This window comes from Snodgrassella sp. M0110 (genome assembly GCF_016101465.1).
Classification (GTDB): domain Bacteria; phylum Pseudomonadota; class Gammaproteobacteria; order Burkholderiales; family Neisseriaceae; genus Snodgrassella; species Snodgrassella alvi.
On record NZ_JACFQM010000005.1, the window covers coordinates 104,652 to 122,907 of the forward strand.

Genomic DNA, 18,256 nt, shown 5'->3' on the forward strand with positions numbered 1-18,256 from the left:
GGCAGCTGTGTTTATTTCAGAAGCAGAAATCAGAGTGAATGAATATTTCTATTTTTATTGGTGCTAATTAAACCATAATGTAAACTTCAGATAACCGGTCTGATTTAATTCTGGCCGGCTGACAGTTATTCACAGCGGTTCTGACTGGTAAAAAGATATTACAGATTGATTATCGGCAGTTTGCCTGTATTTCTGTTACTATATCCGGTTAAATATAAGTGAGTGGTCATAATTAAATTACACTGATTAGCTGATTTATCTGTATTGCGGTGGTTAATCTGCAATCAGAATACCGGTAATCACTGATGATTGCCGGTTATGATTAATCTAAGGGTGGTTCAGATGAAAATATTGGTAGCGGTAAAGCGTGTTGTCGATTACAACGTGAAAGTACGTGTTAAACCTGATGAATCAGATGTGGATATTGGCAATGTGAAAATGTCGATGAATCCGTTTGATGAAATAGCTGTGGAAGAAGCTGTACGTTTAAAGGAGGCCGGTAAAGCCACTGAGGTGGTGGTGGTATCTTTAGGCGTAAAACAGTGTGAAGAAACTTTGCGTACAGCTCTGGCAATGGGTGCTGATCGTGCCATTCATGTTGAAACAGATGAAAAGCTCGAGCCGCTGGCCGTGGCTAAGTTATTAAAAGCGGTGGCCGAAACTGAGCAACCGCAGTTATTGTTGCTGGGTAAGCAGGCAATTGATGATGATGCCAATCAGACGGCACAAATGCTTGCCGCTTTAATGCAGCTTGCGCAGGGTACTTTTGCCAGCAAAATAGAGCTTAAAGCAGATGAAGTGCTGGTTACCCGTGAAATTGACGGCGGACAGGAACAGCTTGCGCTGAAATTACCTGCTGTAATCAGTACGGATTTGCGGCTGAATGAACCTCGCTATATCAAGCTGCCGAATATCATGCAGGCAAAAAAGAAACCGCTTGAGAAAAAAACTGTAGCTGAGCTAGGCGTGGATATCAGCCCGCGGTTAGTACAGTTAAAGGTAACTGAACCGGCTGAGCGGGCTGCCGGCATCCGGGTTGGAAATGTGGCCGAGCTGGTAGACAGATTGCATCACGAAGCAAAAGTCATTTAAAGGAGATATTAATGTCTGTATTGATTATTGCTGAGTATCAGCAATCCTGTCTGGATGAGGCTACTTTGCATGCTGTATCTGCAGCACAGCAACTGGGAGAAATTGATATTTTGATAGCCGGGCACAATGTGGCCGGTATCGCTGCCCAGGCACAGCAAATTAGCGGGGTACGAAAAGTATTACTGGCTGATGCTCCTGACTATGCTCAGGTATTGGCGGAAGCAGTAGCTCCGCTGGTAGTGCAACTTGCTGATTTATATGATCATATTATTGCAGCAGCTACTTGTTTCGGTAAAAATTTATTACCGCGTATTGCGGCTTTACTTGATTGTGCCCCTGTTTCTGATGTTGTTGCCATTATTGACAGTCAGACATTTGTTCATCCGATTTATGCCGGAAATGCTTTGCAGACAGTGCGTAGTGAACAATCGAAACAGTTGCTGACAATCCGGACTACCTCATTTGCTCTGGCTGAATCTGCTGGCGGGCAAGCAGCAATTGAATCTGTTGCCGCTGTTCCTGTGCCTGAATTAAGCCGTTTTATTGAACGTAAACTGACCAAATCAGATCATCCTGAGCTGACTACTGCTAAAGTGGTAGTCAGTGGCGGACGTGGTTTGGGCAGTGCTGAAAATTTTGCTGCACTTCTCAACTCGCTTGCCGATACCCTGAATGCAGCTATCGGTGCTTCACGCGCGGCTGTGGATGCCGGTTATGCTCCGAACGATTATCAGGTAGGGCAGACAGGGAAAGTAGTCGCACCGGAGTTATATATTGCTATTGGTATTTCAGGAGCCATTCAGCATCTGGCCGGAATGAAAGACAGTAAAGTTATTGTGGCTATTAATAAAGATGCTGATGCTCCAATTTTTAATGTAGCTGATTATGCGCTGGTTGCTGATTTAAATACTGCTGTACCAGAACTGCTCGAACAGTTAAAGGCTCTCGGACATTAAATTGCTGATGGTTGTTGAATAATGTTTCACGTGAAACATTATTCAACAGTTTAGCCTTGAAACAAACAGGTAAAAAGTATCCGGTTTGCTGTAACTGATTGCCGGTAAACTGCCTGAATATACCCAGTATTCAGGCAATTTTTATGATGTCTTTTATAAAAAATTCAGCTTAAAACGATGAACCGATTACATGATAATCAAAATTATGCATTTGCATCAGATAATTATTCAGGTGTCCACTCGAAAATTATCCAGGCACTGACAATTGCTAATGGCGGACATCAGCCTGCTTATGGTGCTGATGTGTATACGCTTGCTCTGCAACAGAAAATCAAACAGTTATTTGGTGAGCAGGCTGAAGCTTTTCCGGTATTTAACGGAACCGGAGCCAATGTTACCGCTTTACAGGCATTGTTGCCGCGCTGGGGTGCGGTGATTTGTGCGGAGAGCGCACATGTTCAGTGTGATGAAGGAGTGGCGCCTGAACATCTGGCCGGCGTAAAGCTCCTGACAGTTGCTACTGATGATGGTAAATTAACCCCGCAACAGGTAGCCCGGCAAGCCTGGGGTTTTGGAATGGAACATCGTGCTCAGCCGGCAGTTGTGTATATCAGCCAGACTACTGAGCTGGGCACTTGTTATAGTGTGGCTGAAATCCGTAATCTGGCCGAATATTGTCATAAACATAATATGCAGCTTTATCTGGATGGAGCACGGCTGGCGAATGCACTGGTAGCGGAAAATACTGACGCCAGAACCATGATTACTGATACAGGTGTGGATATGCTTAATCTGGGCGGTACTAAAAATGGTATGCTGCAGGGCGAATGTATCATCAGTATGCGCGCAGATACTCATGCTGCTATGCCGTATCTGCGTAAAATTAATGCTCAGCTTGGCGCAAAAATGCGTTTTATTTCAGCACAATTTCTGGCATGGCTGGAAGACGATCTGTGGCTGGATCTGGCCGCCAGCAGTAATCTGATGGCAAAGCGGCTGGCTGCATCATTGACCGCAATTGAGCAAGTATCGGTTACTCAAAAAGTTCAGGCAAATGCCATATTTGCCATATTACCTGCTAATGCTCGTGCCCGTTTGCATCAGCAGTTTCATTTTTATGACTGGGATGAAAGCAAAGGAGAGGTACGCTGGATGACCAGTTTTGATACCACGCCTGAACAAGTTGATGCATTTGCGGCCGCAATCAGGCAGGCTATTGCGGAAAAATGAGTACAATTTATCAGTACACAACGCTGGCAGCACCGGCGCAGGCTGAATTTAAAGATAAAGGCAGCCGTTTTCTGGCCTTTGCCTATCCGGTGCAGGATGAATCAGAAATTCGCCAGTATGTGCAAACTTTACGGGAACAGCATCACAAGGCGCGTCATTGCTGTTTTGCATGGCGTCTGGGTGTAGACGGTAACCGTTATCGTGCCAATGATGATGGAGAACCTGCCGGCAGTGCCGGCCGGCCGATTCTCGGACAGATTGATTCTGCGAATATCACTGACGTTTTAGTGATAGTGATACGTTATTTTGGTGGCACTTTGCTGGGAGTGCCTGGGCTGATCCATGCTTATAAATCTGCTACTGCGGCAGCGATAGAAGCTGCTGATAAAATTTGTCTGGATGTATGCCGGCAATTATGGCTTTATTGTGATTATGCTCATTTGAGTGAAGCAATGCGCTGGTGCCGGCAGCAGCAGGCACAGATAATACAGCAGGATCTGCAACAGCAGTGCTGTCTGTCTGTCCGCCTGCCGCTTGCTCAGCTGGAAAGTGGGCTGTCATCTTTACGCAAGCTGCGGATGATTGATGTTAAACTGGATAACTGAATATTATTACTGGTTAATGCTATAAAATGCAGCCGGCTGGCTGCATACACACCTTATTTTGGAGAAGGGGTATATGAAATTACTGGTTATCGGCAGCGGTGGAAGGGAACACGCTCTGGCCTGGCGTTTGGCACAGTCTCCCAAAGTAAATACGGTTTATGTTGCTCCGGGTAATGCCGGTACTGCAACAGAACCAAAGCTGCTCAACCTTGCTGTATCTGATCATCAGCAGTTGATTGCCTTCTGTCGTGAACAGCAAATAGCATTTACAGTAGTCGGACCGGAAGCACCACTGGCAGCCGGTATTGTGGATAAATTTACGGCCGCTGGTCTGGCTGTTTTTGGTCCGAGCCAATATTGCGCTCAGCTGGAAAGCTCTAAAGATTTTGCTAAGGCGTTTATGGCTAGAACGGGTATCCCCACAGCTGCCTATCAGACTTTTACTGATGCTGAAGCTGCTCATCAGTATATCAGTCAGAAAGGCGCACCGATTGTTATCAAGGCTGATGGTCTGGCAGCCGGTAAAGGAGTGATTGTTGCCATGACACTGGCCGAAGCTCATCAGGCTGTAGATGATATGTTGCGGGACAATGCTATGGGTGCTGCCGGTAGCCGGGTGGTAATCGAAGATTTTTTACAGGGAGAAGAAGCCAGCTTTATTGTTATGGTGGATGGTGAGCATGTTTTACCCATGGCTACCAGTCAGGATCACAAACGCCTGCTTGATTTCGATAAAGGCCCAAATACCGGCGGAATGGGTGCTTATTCTCCTGCTCCGGTAGTGACTGAAGCTGTATATCAGCGGGTAATGGATGAAATTATTCTACCTGTAGTAAAGGGGATGCAGGCTGACGGCCACCCTTATCGCGGCTTTCTGTATGCCGGTTTGATGATAGATGATAGTGGAGTACCGTATACCATAGAATTTAACTGCCGGTTTGGTGATCCTGAAACTCAGCCGATTATGTGTCGGTTACAAAGTGATCTGGTGGAGCTGATAGAAGCTGCTCTGGACGGCCGGCTTGATACGGTGACCGCTGAATGGCGAGATCAGGCTGCTGTTGGTGTGGTACTGGCGGCGGCTGGTTATCCACAGGATCCGCGTAAGGGAGATGTAATTTCCGGGATTACTGAAGCTAATCAAACCGGAAAAGTTTTCCATGCCGGTACCGCGCTTAATTCCCGGCATGAACTGGTTACTCATGGCGGCCGGGTATTATGTGTAGTCGGATTAGGTGCAGATATCAAAACTGCACAAACCAAAGCTTATACTGCTCTGGCATCGATAAAATTTGCCGGTATGCAATACCGGCATGATATTGGTGCAAAAGCATTAAAAGCTGTGGATAACTAAATCTGATTTTTATATTTTATCCTGTTTATCAACAGATATTTTAATTATGTATTCTGTTTAGTTTAGCCGAACAGAATACATAATTTTTTGGCTAAACCAGATAATTAGTATGCACTATCAAATTATTAAGATAAATTTGATTATGGTGATATACAATTTTAGTTTAGCACAGGCAAATGATAAGAATATAAAACTGTAATTAAATCGATTCTGTGGATAAATATAAAAATGATGCTATGGATAATGCTGTCTATAACTTGATTATATCCTCAGCAGTTAAAATAAATCGGCATATTCTAACGATTTTGAGAGATCAGTATAAAACTGTTTTATGCGAAAAATTTGAACAGGTTTCAATAAGAGGATTTAAGCATCAGAATATTCTTTATTAACTGTGTATTATCAGCAATTATAATCAAAATTAAATATGACTCATTCAGATATCGATTATTGATAACAGACACCATATAAAATGATAGTTGTCATCAATACTGGATTGTCTGCACATAGTCATTTATCCAGTATTTATCCACAGTCGACGGATTTCTGGCCAAAAATATGGTTTTTAAGCACCTATTTTATTTAAAAGTATGCTGAAATTTTTTCCAGAAAAGATGTTAACTATTAGTGATCAGTAAATTTCAAATCAGGCCTAATAATCTGTCAAAATTTCAATGGACGGAGAAAATAATCTGTTGCAATTCTCAGTGAATTAGCCGGATATTGAATAGGCGATGCTAACTATTGCTGTGCCTAATCCTGAATTTCTAAACTGGAGAGAAATGTTATCTGGTTGTTTGGTATTAATAAGGCTATAATCCACAACGGTAAGCTTACCGGCAACATTGCATATTTATAATAAGCAATTGCTGTGCGGATATGATGTAGTGGTAGCATAACTGCTTCCCAAGCAGTTCGGGCGGGTTCGAATCCCGTTATCCGCTCCAAATCTTCTTTTGATAAGTCAATAGTTAGTGATAATCAGTCTGCTGCTATATTCAATCCGACAGCTTTTTTGAGTATCTTATCTTATTTCCTATGATGTGTTTGAGGTTAGATAAATACTTCAGTACCAGGTACTATTGCTTGTTCCGGTTAGTTTGACATTAAAAAATAAGCAGATATAACGCTGCTAACCGATTTATCAGTTCGGCTTAGCAAACCTGCTGTAAAATCTGTATCCTGGAATGTCAGTGCTGGCATCAATATCTTCCTTTAATATGCTTGGTTGAATTATCAGTGTGAAATATACAATGCCGGAAATATATGTCTTCAAATAAGCCGAACTCAGCAGCAGAATTATATGAAGAATATAAGACTATTATTAGTCACCATAGCAACTATTTACACTGCTACCAATTCATTCGACTGAGGGTGAAAATAATGCTATTTCTTACCATATCCGGTTAGTAATATAAGGATAACAACGTGAAAAAAGCTATTTTATTAACAATTTGTATGACTATCAGCAATATTACGATGGCATCTGATTTGTCGTTTAAAACCGAATGCATCGGATCTTATACGATTGATCTACCCGATAATATTGAGGTTGCATTGTATCCTACCAATAAATATTTTGAACCTAAAACAAGATTTCCAGTCTATTTTTCAGATGGTAAATGGGCGCTTTTATCAACTTTTAATTATAATCATAATAACTTGTCAATTACTGCGAATTGGACTGATACTGAATTCATTAACGTTAAAAAAAAGATGCAGAATTCTATTCAACAAGTTAAGAAAGAAAACCCTGAAATTTTAGCAGAATTGTGGAATAAAAAAAATAATTTTGGATTTTATGCTACAGTCGCTTCACGTGTAATTTTTGCTGAAAATAATAAAATTTATTCTTTCTATTCTGATTATCAAGGTAAAAAAAGAGACTTTGATTTTTATGAACAAAACGCTAAAGCAATTATAAATGGTTTTTCAACACGCAACTTATTTGAAGTACCGCAAATGGCGGGAAAATGCTTTCCCTATAGTTTTGTGGCTGATGATGATTCAAGTACTCCTGTAAATCTTACAGTCTCATTTCGATTGAATGAACATCCCGATATTGTAATTTCTTTTGCAGAAAATACTCGTTCATTTACTAACTCATTGAATAATTATGCCAAAGAAGAATTTAATAGCTTTTGGAACAATAATTATGATGTTAATAACTACAATATTGAAAATATAATATTATTAGGATTTCCAAAATATAAAAGAATTAGAATGGATGGTCGGCAAGGCATAGCAGGATTGGTTGAGATAAAATATCAGGATAAGTCACCATCTGATTATGGATATTATAGTGTGGTTGATGACGATTCAAGAAATACAGTAAGTAGTAAAAAAAATCACCCTTGGTTAATATTATCAGTAATCGGCAATCAGAGCGAATCCAAAGGCAAAACTCCGCTGACAAAAGATGAGATATATGAACTAGCAAAAAAAATTGAAGCCTCAGTTAAACGAAGAGCAACTGAGCAATGAATGATCACTTAAAAAGATTAGAAAGTTTAACTTCATCAATAAGCTAAAAGTAAAAGTTTCTGTCGTCATTGTAAAAAGGCAACTTGTTTCATTTATGAATGACATTAAATGGCTTGAACTTCAATATGCAGTTAAAGAATTATCATTTCCGCCTCCGTATATACTGCGATGTGTTACCGATGGTGACAATATTGCAGAACCTTCTTTTGAAAAAATACCCTGGTGGATAAATGACTGGTCAAATTATTATCATGAAGGTATATCAGCATTATTTAATATTGAATGGATAAAAGTATGCCCGCAATTAAGCAAATATTGTGGGCGTTTAGTGGAAAATGAAGTTTTAGATGAAACAGAAGCTTTCAGGACAATACTTAACCGGCTGAATATACCTTATAACAGAAAAGATAATATTTTTACTATTTATGGATATAAAAACCCTTAGCATTCGATAAATATAAAAATTTACAGAGTAAATAATCTTATTTTTTGTTTTATTACGGAACACTCTTTTTGCTTATTCAGCGAAACTAGGTATTGAAAATCAGCAATCTACTTAAAGAATAAGCTTAATATTTCTTGTTTTATTAGAAGAAAGTTTGCGATTAGATATCTGTGGAGAAATAACTAAAAGATAAATTTCTCTTAATTTGGATAATAAAAATATATTTTATTAATAAAGAGTTACAACAAGAACAATATAATCTGATATTTGGAAACTGCTGCCATGATTTGCTGTCAATAAAGCAAGTATTGAAACATCAGAAAAATCTTCGGGAATATTTGATCGATATTTGTAGTTATATGTGGATTTATTATCTGCTATAGAATGATATCCACAGATTTATACACAAGCTGTAAATTTTTTATTCTGGTTTATTTAAACTAATACGTATCTTATCTGATAACAGCAGAAGAGAAGATTTTTTATTTAAATCAAACGGTTTGAATCAGTAATACAAAATTCATATACCGATAAATGTGCAGTTTGCTCGACTATTGGTTTTGGTCATAGTTTACTTATTTCATCAGCTGTACCATCTCGCTGATAAAAATTTATCCCTGAAATTTTGATTAAAAATCAGCAATTGTTGCCGCTAGCCGATGCTTTATGTACAGGCTGGCTGATGCTTTCTAACTTAAGAGCAGGTTTAACTCTCTGATAGTTGGTTTATTCCTCTTATAAAGCAGAAATAGCAACTATGGTCCGGCGCATTTAATTTTATCCGTAAAAATTTATTTAAATTGATGACTTGCTATTGTTTAATATGAATCAATTAGCTTTTAAAGTTTTAATTTATAAGATATAAATATTGCATAATAATTTTATTATATTGTTAATAATTAATACTATTTTCAAAAAAAGCACTTTATCTTAACAGCATAAATAATAATGGAATACAAATTAATGTGTCACAAAAAATATATATATTATAGTAGTTTAAATAGAAAAATTTAAACCATTACGGATGCAGATTAATCGTTACTAAAATTTAACTTATTTAATATATTGTCGCTTTTATAATACATTTGATAATAAATAAACAAATAACGTATAAGAATAAATAGATAAAATATAAACGTAAAAAAATTATATAAATTATATAGTTAAAATTATTTATTTCTGAGATTTTTGAATGATTTTGCCTGTGTTTAAGTATAATAATGTTACTTATTCATTCGCATTCATTTAAATATTTATGTTATATTTCTGAATAATTTAACTTAATTTTAATCTATCTTTAATTTATTAAAGTAATTTTGATAAACGCATGATTTTAAAAAATTAGGAGTAAACCAATTGAATAAAATATATCGTGCGATATGGAACGAATCCACTCAGACTTGGGTGGCCGCTTCTGAATTAGCAAAAAGTAAAACCAAGGCCAATGCGGTTTCCAGTGATACTGCTAAGCCATCTCTGTTGGCCAGGATGGGTCTTTGTACTTTCAGACTCGGATTACTTGCCTCGCTGATCAATATATCTTTGTATTCTGCTGATACAGTAGCAGCGGCTGACCGGACTTCTCTCTGGGGATCGTATATTAACAAGTCTGCTAGTAAAACCAGCTTTAGTGCAGTTTCTATAGTAGGCGATGATGACCACTGTGGTCATGATGTTGTTCAGGGTCGTTCAAATGCAGGAAAAAAAGGAATTAGCCCACTAGAAGAATATTTGCGGTTTGCACAGAATAAAGTAATTACAACTACGACTCCTGCGAATGGTAAATTCACACCGTATGGTTCAACCACTCAAGCAGAAAAATGGGCTACTAACAATACGACAGTTATTATAGGTGGAAAATACGGTACTGCCGGTTTTCAGAACCAAATTACTGGTGGAGAAAATAATGTTATGCCATTGGCATATGGAGTAGGGTCTTTTTCCTATGGTTGCGCTTCATTAACAACAGGTAATTATTCCCTGGCTTTTGGTGTTAATACTACTGCTACTGCCGGCGGAGCTCAGGCATTTGGTGCGGCAGCTGTGGCTTCCGGGCGGGCGTCCAATGCGATCGGAATTTCATCTGAAGCTACTGGTGTGTCCGGTGTTGCTCTGGGTTCTGTGGCTCAGTCTGATGGTGTGGGAAGTGTTGCGCTGGGTTTGCAGGCACGGGCTAATGCTGACGGTACTGTAGGTGTCGGGGTAGGGGCTCATGCAGGACTGGATTCCAGCGTAGCCATTGGTAACGATAATATTCTTGCCGGCAAGCAAAGTATCGGTATCGGTTCCGGTAATGCGGTAGATGGTGAGCAATCAATTGCTATCGGCAGCGCACAGACACCTACTACCTATAACAAGGATGATGGTACACAGAAGAATGTAACAACAGGCTATACCCATATTAAAGGAAATAAAACTTTATCTCTGGGTAACAGTAATACAGGCGGGAACTTTGATACGAAGGGGAGCCTTATTACAGACGGTATTTCGGCAGCCAATACCGCCATCTTCGGTAACAACAATGTGATCAATAATGCCGTTGACGGTGCTCATATAATCGGTAGCGATAATACAGTAGGTACCTCAACAGGTATTGCAGGTACCGGAGCAACGGTAATTGGTAATCACGCCAGCATTAGTGCAGATAATGCTCTTGCTCTAGGTAATCAAACCTCTGTTAGCGGTGCTGATGCTATGGCAATAGGTACTGGTGCGGAGGCTACGGTGTCTGGCGGTGTTGCTCTGGGTTCCGGTTCTCTGGCGAATACAGCTCAGGATGTTGCTGGCTATAATCCAAATAATCATGCAACCTACAGCGATCCGGTTAGTACAGCTGCCTGGAAAAGTACCAATGGTGCTGTTGCCATAGGCAATACTGACCCAAAACAAAATATTACCCGGCAGATTACAGATGTTGCGGCGGGTACCGAGGATACGGATGCAGTTAATGTTGCTCAGTTAAAAAATCTGAGCTTTTCAGTTCCGGGTATTTTTTCGTCTGCGTCAACCAGTATTGATACTAATCTGATTGCAGCAGATAAGACTATCATCAGTAGTTCTGCTGCAATACCTGCAAAATTTGATTCGTTTAATAGCAGCATCAGTACTGTTTCATCGCAGATAAAGCAGAAGTTTGGTGATCAGAATACTTCTGGTGAGGTTGGAGAAAATATTTCCCGGCTGAGTACATCTTTAGCAGATAATATTACTTCTATACAGAAAAAGCTCCTGCTGGATCAGGGCGGATTCTATGACGCTAAAATTTATGATGGTAAAACACCGCGTAAAATCATTCACGTAGCTGATGCAGATATCAGTAACGCCGGTTCAACCGATCTGGTTAATGGCAGACTGCTTTATGCGACCAATTCGTCGCTGAGCTCTTTATCATCCAGTATAGATAGTGGTCTGAGTACGCTTAATAGCGGTACAACTGAGGCTAAAAATATAGTTGATACTTCAACCAGCCAAATCAATACTAGTATAGATAGTTATTCTACATCGGTTTTTACCGGTATCCATAATCTGCAAACAGGCATATTAAAATGGAATGGTCTGCCTGAAGGCGAATTCAGGGCTGATAATGATAATACTGACCACAAGATAACAGGTGTGGCAGAAGGTTCGTTAGCAGCTGATTCAACCGATGCCGTAACCGGCGGTCAGTTGCATGCCACTAATACCAATATTAGCAGTCTGTCCAATAGCGTCAGCACAAGTTTCAGTAGTTTATCCAGCTCACTGTATGAATCTTCCGGTCTGGAAAAACTATCAACAAGTCTGAGTGATACAGGTAATCAAGTCGCTGCTTTACAAAATGATGCACTGCAATGGGATGATATTCATAAGGTGTATCGTGCCAGACACGGTGATAATGATGAAAATCAGAAAATCACTCATGTCTCTGCCGGTGTTGTTGATTTCGCTTCAACTGATGCGGTAACTGGTGGTCAGTATTATGATCTGAATACCGAGATAGATACTAGCGTAAGTACACTGACAGCAAGTGCTTTGCGCTCTGTCGGTCAGATTAATAGCAACATTTCGGCATTGCAGCAACAAGTACTGTTGTTTGACGGAAAGAGCTTTAATGCACAGCGTGCTGGAAAAAATCAGGCTATTACCGGAGTAGCCGGGGCTGATTTAACTGATTCATCAGCTGATGCTGTTACCGGAGCACAGTTAGATTCAACAAACACATCTCTGAATAATTTAACGGCTTCAACTGCTACCGGATTGAGCAGCTTGTCGACACAACTGAGCAGATATTCTGAAAATACGCTGCAAAGCGGTATGGAACTTGTGAACGGTTCCAATACGAGTCTCAGTGCCTTACAAAGTAATGCTTTACTGTGGAATAGTGAAGATAAGGCATACAGTGCTGCTCACGGTACGCAGGGAAACCAGAACATTACCAATATAGCGGCCGGCGAGGTAAAAGAAAATTCAACTGATCTGATTAATATGGGTCAGATTCATGTATTCTCGGTATCTACGTCTACAAGTATCGCTGCTGTAAACCAGGCAATAAATTCATTAAATGGTTTATCTGATACTGAAATTAATCGCCTGGCTGATACCATTAGTAGCAGTCTGAGTACGGCAGGTAATCAAATAGCGGGTTTAAAGAAAAATCTGTTGTTGTGGAACGGGAACGCTTATGATGCCAGTCACGGTAATCCTGATAGTACGGAGAAAATTACCCATGTAGCAGAGGGCAGTTTGCAGTCCGATTCAACGGATGCCGTAACCGGAGGGCAGTTATACCGGACCAATACCAGAATCAGTGATCTGAAAGCAGAATCTGATAATCAGTTTAATATTTATTCCGGTAAGATTGATAGCAGTCTAACTGCTGCGCAAACGAGTCTGAGTAATTCTATTGCTACAGATATCAATAGTGTGCATGGTAATATGGATTCCGGTGTACAGACAGCTAACTCGCATATTGCTACTCTGCAGCAGGATAGTTTATTGTGGAATGGAAAAGCTTATGATGCCAGCCATAATCAGGGTGATAATGGAAAAAACAAAATCACTAATGTGGCTAAAGGGGACATTTTACATGATACATCATCCGATGCTGTTACCGGTGCGCAGTTATTCGCTACCAATAGTAGTATAGATTCACTTTCTACTGCGTTTGACAGCAATGCATCTAAGTTTATCAGTACTACGGACAGTAATTTGAGCAGCTTGTCAGCTGCCATGCAGAATTCATCTTTTCCCGGACTGGAAAGCCTGTCTACCGGAACTCAGTCACGTCTGGGTGAGATAAATAACCAAATTTCTGGGTTACAGCAGGCACTGCAATGGAATGATGGTGCTTATGATGCCAGTTTTGGTAAAAACGGAATGCAAAAAATTACTCATGTTGCTGATGGCCGGCTGACAGAAGGATCAAAAGATGCGGTAACAGGTAATCAGTTGTATAACACTGATGCCGCCATCAGTAATCTGGGAACAAGTTTAAGTACCGGTATAAATAATATTAGCAGCTCCATACAGAGTATCGCTCAAAAAAATGATGAAACGATAACTGATTTATCCGAAAAAGTGCAGCAAACTAAGAGTCAGCTGACCAGTCTGGAGACTACTACAGCAGCCGATCTGACTCATATCAATACCGGTATTTCCGCTCTGCAGGATGATGCTGTGCAATGGGATGGCAAAAACTATGATGCCAGCCATCGTGGTAAGCCTGGCATCATTACTCATGTATTAGCTGGTAGTCTGAATGAAGGTTCGTCAGATGCAGTAATTGGTGCACAGCTGTACAGTACTAACAGCAGTATTACTGATCTGGGAAATAAACTGACAGACGTATCCAATAGCTTTAGCAGGGGTATCAGCAGTTTATCCACAGCTTTATCTGATAATGCTGATTCGAAGCTATCGCAGTTGGTACAAAACAGGGAAAATATTGAAAATAATATTACACACTTGTCATCAAGTGTATCCTCTGCATTTATTTCCGCTGACAATAAAATAGCTAGTCTTAATCAAAATGCATTACAGTGGAACAGCTCACTGAGTGCATTTGATGCCAGTCATGGTCAGAAAGATGAAAAACATCTGATTAAGAACGCAGCTGAAGGTGATCTGCGTCTCGGTTCGGCTGATGCCATTACTGCAGGTCAGCTGTATACCACCAATAGCACATTTAATGCACTGAATGATAATATCAGCGGGCGTTTTAGTAGTTTGTCAACGACATTAAGCAGTTTGATTAATACTAATGTAAGTACGCTTTCTTCCAGTATTACCGGTCTGGATACCCGGGTGAGCGGATTAGAGCAGAATGCATTACAATGGAACAGCGATATTGCTGCTTATGATGCCAGTCGAGCAACCAAAAATCCGGCAAGAATTACCAATGTAGCTGCCGGTCTGATAGCATCAGATTCATCTGATGCCGTTACTGGTGCTCAGTTACACAGTCTGTCAACTGTGTCTGATGGTCATTTGTCTGCCTGGCGCAGTTCAATACTCTCCAGCTTAAGTACAATAGAAGATTCAGCAACTACGGCATCTGGTTCACTTTCTCAGCAATTCGATACGCTATCAGAAAATATCTCCAACAATTTCCAAGAATTTTCTGGCAGTGTTTCAAGTGGTGTGAGCAGTTCGTTTGTTAGCACTTCAGAGATCGTTACCGGTTTGTCATCTGCTATACATGAGCATCTGAGCCGGCTGTCTGATGGTATAGGTGAGAGTTTAACCGATCTGTCGACCAGTACGGATACTGGTATCAACACGCTTTCTTCGCGTATTGACAGCTCAGCAAGTATATTAACAGAGTCTTTAAATACCGTTAATAACCATATAAGTACGCTTAATCAGGATGCACTGCAATGGAATAGCAGTATAAGTGCATATGATGCCAGTCATGGAAGCGGTAATGCACAAAGAATTACCCATGTAGCTGCCGGTAATGTATCAGCACATTCAACTGATGCAATTAACGGAGGTCAGCTCTTTGCTCTGTCCAGCTCAGCATCAACCGGTCTGAACAGTTTATCAACCAGCATGAGCAACATGGTAGACATTCAGCAGAGTAGCATATCCACAATCATTGCTGATAACCTGAAAGAGGTAAATCAAAACGTATCCAGCCTGTCAACAGGTCTGAACACAGCTAATAGCGATATAACCAGCCTGTCAAGTGGATATGTTAATATTAATAAACAGGTATCTTCATTAAATCAGGATGCCCTGCAATGGAATAGCGGTATAAGTGCATATGATGCCAGTCATGGAAGCGGAAGTGCACAAAGAATTACCCATGTAGCTGCCGGTGATGTATCAGCAGATTCAACCGATGCAATTAACGGAGGTCAGCTCTTTGCTCTGTCCAGCTCAGCATCAACCGGTCTGAACAGTTTATCAACCAGCATGAGCAACATGGCAGACATTCAGCAGGGTAGCATATCCACAATCATTGCTGATAACCTGAAAGATGTAAATCAAAACGTATCCAGCCTGTCAACCGGTCTGAACACAGCTAACAGCGATATAGCCAGCCTGTCAAGCGGATATGTTAATATCAATAAACAGGTATCTTCATTAAATCAGGATGCCCTGCAATGGAATAGCAGTATAAGTGCATATGATGCCAGTCATGGAAGCGGTAATGCACAAAGAATTACCCATGTAGCTGCCGGTAATGTATCAGCACATTCAACTGATGCAATTAACGGAGGTCAGCTCTTTGCTCTGTCCAGCTCAGCATCAACCGGTCTGAACAGTTTATCAACCAGCATGAGCAACATGGCAGACATTCAGCAGGGTAGCATATCCACAATCATTGCTGATAACCTGAAAGAGGTAAATCAAAACGTATCCAGCCTGTCAACAGGTCTGAACACAGCAAATAGCGATATAGCCAGCCTGTCAAGCGGATATGTTAATATCAATAAACAGGTATCTTCATTAAATCAGGATGCCCTGCAATGGAATAGCGGTATTAGTGCATATAATGCCAGCCATGGAAGCGGAAGTGCACAAAGAATTACCCATGTAGCTGCCGGTGATGTATCAGCAGATTCAACCGATGCAATTAACGGAGGTCAGTTCTTTGCTCTGTCCAGCTCAGCATCAACCGGTCTGAACAGTTTATCAACCAGCATGAGCAACATGGCAGACATTCAGCAGGGTAGCATATCCACAATCATTGCTGATAACCTGAAAGAGGTAAATCAAAACGTATCCAGCCTGTCAACAGGTCTGAACACAGCAAATAGCGATATAGCCAGCCTGTCAAGCGGATATGTTAATATCAATAACCAGGTATCTTCATTAAATCAGGATGCCTTGCAATGGAATAGCAATATAAGTGCATATGATGCCAGTCATGGAAGCGGAAGTGCACAAAGAATTACCCATGTAGCTGCCGGTGATGTATCAGCAGATTCAACTGATGCAATTAACGGAGGTCAGTTCTTTAGTCTCTCCAGTTACATCTCTGTTTCAACCAGTCTGAGCAGTCTGTCAACAACTATTTCATCGGCTGTTACTAGTCAAATCAATTCTATAGGCAGTTCTCTGTTCAGTAATTATGAAAGTCTGTCAAGCACAGTAAGCAGTGTGTCAACTACTTCCGAAAGTATGCAGAAAGTTATATCTTATCTCGAAAAGAATGCGATCCAATGGAATGAGGAACAAGGCGGATTTGATGCAGGCCAAATCAACAACGGTATGACTCGTGATTCTATTCCTACTTATCGCAAAATTGTGAATCTGGCAGAAGGTGAGCTTGCTCCAGGTTCGCATGATGCGGTAAATGGCGGCCAGTTATACGAAGTAAAAACTTCGCTGTCTACCGATCTGAGTTCTTTGTCAACATCCACTTCAACAGCGATATCAGATTTATTGATTGGCACAGCCCCAGGTAGTATGAGCACCAGTATCGCTAATCTGAATGCGAATGCGTTACAGTGGAATGGTACAGTTTATGATGCTGCCCGCGGAAGTATTGAAGGACAGATAATTACCGGTGTTAAAGGCGGTAATATAGCAGCCGGTTCTCTTGATGCAGTGAATGCTGGTCAGTTGTGGGATGTAAAACAAAGTATCAGTGCCCTATCATCAAGCGTGTCAACTGGTTTGTCAAGCGTGTCAACAGTAGTAAGTGGTCTGCCTGCAGGCACTATTTCTGATGATGCACTGTCGAGTCTGTCAACTGCAATCAGTAAAAACATAGACAGTCAGATTTCCTCTGTAGCATCTTATCTGGGTACTGCCTCCCAACCGGACACAAACAGTATTAAGCCGCCTAAATACGATATTACTACGCCGTCGGGTAGTGTGGTGTCAGCCAATAATGTAAAAGATGCACTGGAAAATCTGGAAAATTACGGTACTAAATATGCAAAGAGTAACTCAGCAAAAGCAGCCTCAGTTGCACAGGGAATTGATTCAGTTGCAATAGGCGGTGCATCAATGGCCAGCGGCACCTCAGCAGTTGCCATAGGTGATTCTGCCAGCGCATCGTCAGCCAATGGTGTTGCTCTGGGCAGTCAGGCGAAAGTAACTCAGAGCGGAGGCGTAGCACTTGGATCCGGATCGGTGGCAAATACAGCAGCCGGTAAAGAGGGCTATATACCGGTAACGGCAACACAGCAGCAGGCAGAAGCAATCCGGGCAACGAAGAGTACAGAAGGAGCCGTATCTGTAGGAGATGCATCGAAAGGTGTATACCGTCAGATAACCGGGGTTGCCGCTGGTACAGCTGATACTGATGCAGTCAATGTGGCTCAGCTTAAGGGTGTGAATAATCAGGTTAGCATGATAAATGAATATGTTAACCAGCTGAATGACAATATTCATCATGTTGAGCGTCGTGCCTATTCCGGTACGGCACTGGCCATGGCTCTGTCCGGTGCTTATCTGCCCTCCCTGAATGGTGGTGAACAGACCGTTGGTGTTGGTGTCGGTGCATATCGTGGCTATGGTGCTGTCGGCCTTAACTATAAGGCAGCAAGTAAAAACGGCAAAGTGACATGGGGTGCAGGTGTTTCTACTACGGGCAAAGAGACAGCTGTTAATTCAGTACTTGGCTTTAAATGGTAAGAAAACCTGATTAAAAACA

Annotated in this window: 8 protein-coding genes and 1 tRNA gene; all 9 read left to right on the forward strand. The window is 41.0% G+C overall.

What is annotated here, in order from left to right:
• Nucleotides 1-342 precede the first annotated feature (342 nt).
• Nucleotides 343-1,092: an electron transfer flavoprotein subunit beta/FixA family protein gene (locus H3T84_RS08365; protein ID WP_084585079.1), complete on the forward strand. Its 750-nt coding sequence runs from the start codon at nucleotides 343-345 to the stop codon at nucleotides 1,090-1,092.
• A gap of 11 nt (nucleotides 1,093-1,103) precedes the next feature.
• Nucleotides 1,104-2,048, forward strand: coding sequence for an electron transfer flavoprotein subunit alpha/FixB family protein (locus tag H3T84_RS08370; protein ID WP_198218836.1), 945 nt, complete (start codon nucleotides 1,104-1,106; stop codon nucleotides 2,046-2,048).
• A gap of 177 nt (nucleotides 2,049-2,225) precedes the next feature.
• Complete coding sequence (locus H3T84_RS08375) at nucleotides 2,226-3,278, forward strand: low specificity L-threonine aldolase (RefSeq protein WP_198218837.1); 1,053 nt, start codon at nucleotides 2,226-2,228, stop codon at nucleotides 3,276-3,278.
• A complete protein-coding gene (locus tag H3T84_RS08380; RefSeq protein WP_198218838.1) occupies nucleotides 3,275-3,883 on the forward strand; it encodes a YigZ family protein in 609 nt (202 codons plus the stop codon). Before H3T84_RS08375 ends, H3T84_RS08380 begins: the two co-directional genes overlap by 4 nt.
• A 73-nt stretch (nucleotides 3,884-3,956) precedes the next feature.
• A complete protein-coding gene (gene purD, locus H3T84_RS08385; protein ID WP_198218839.1) occupies nucleotides 3,957-5,237 on the forward strand; it encodes a phosphoribosylamine--glycine ligase in 1,281 nt (426 codons plus the stop codon).
• Nucleotides 5,238-6,110: 873 nt separating this feature from the next.
• Nucleotides 6,111-6,184 (forward strand) — tRNA-Gly (locus H3T84_RS08390).
• Nucleotides 6,185-6,665: 481 nt separating this feature from the next.
• Complete coding sequence (locus tag H3T84_RS12500; RefSeq protein ID WP_198218840.1) at nucleotides 6,666-7,721, forward strand: T6SS immunity protein Tli4 family protein; 1,056 nt, start codon at nucleotides 6,666-6,668, stop codon at nucleotides 7,719-7,721.
• Between the two features lie 67 nt (nucleotides 7,722-7,788).
• Nucleotides 7,789-8,166 (forward strand): DUF6678 family protein, encoded by a 378-nt coding sequence (locus tag H3T84_RS08400; protein ID WP_370524098.1) that lies wholly within the window; start codon nucleotides 7,789-7,791, stop codon nucleotides 8,164-8,166.
• A 1,356-nt stretch (nucleotides 8,167-9,522) separates the two neighbouring features.
• Nucleotides 9,523-18,237 carry an ESPR-type extended signal peptide-containing protein gene (locus H3T84_RS08405; protein ID WP_198218842.1) on the forward strand — a complete coding sequence of 2,905 codons (8,715 nt, stop codon included), beginning with the start codon at nucleotides 9,523-9,525 and terminating at the stop codon, nucleotides 18,235-18,237.
• Nucleotides 18,238-18,256: the final 19 nt, after the last annotated feature.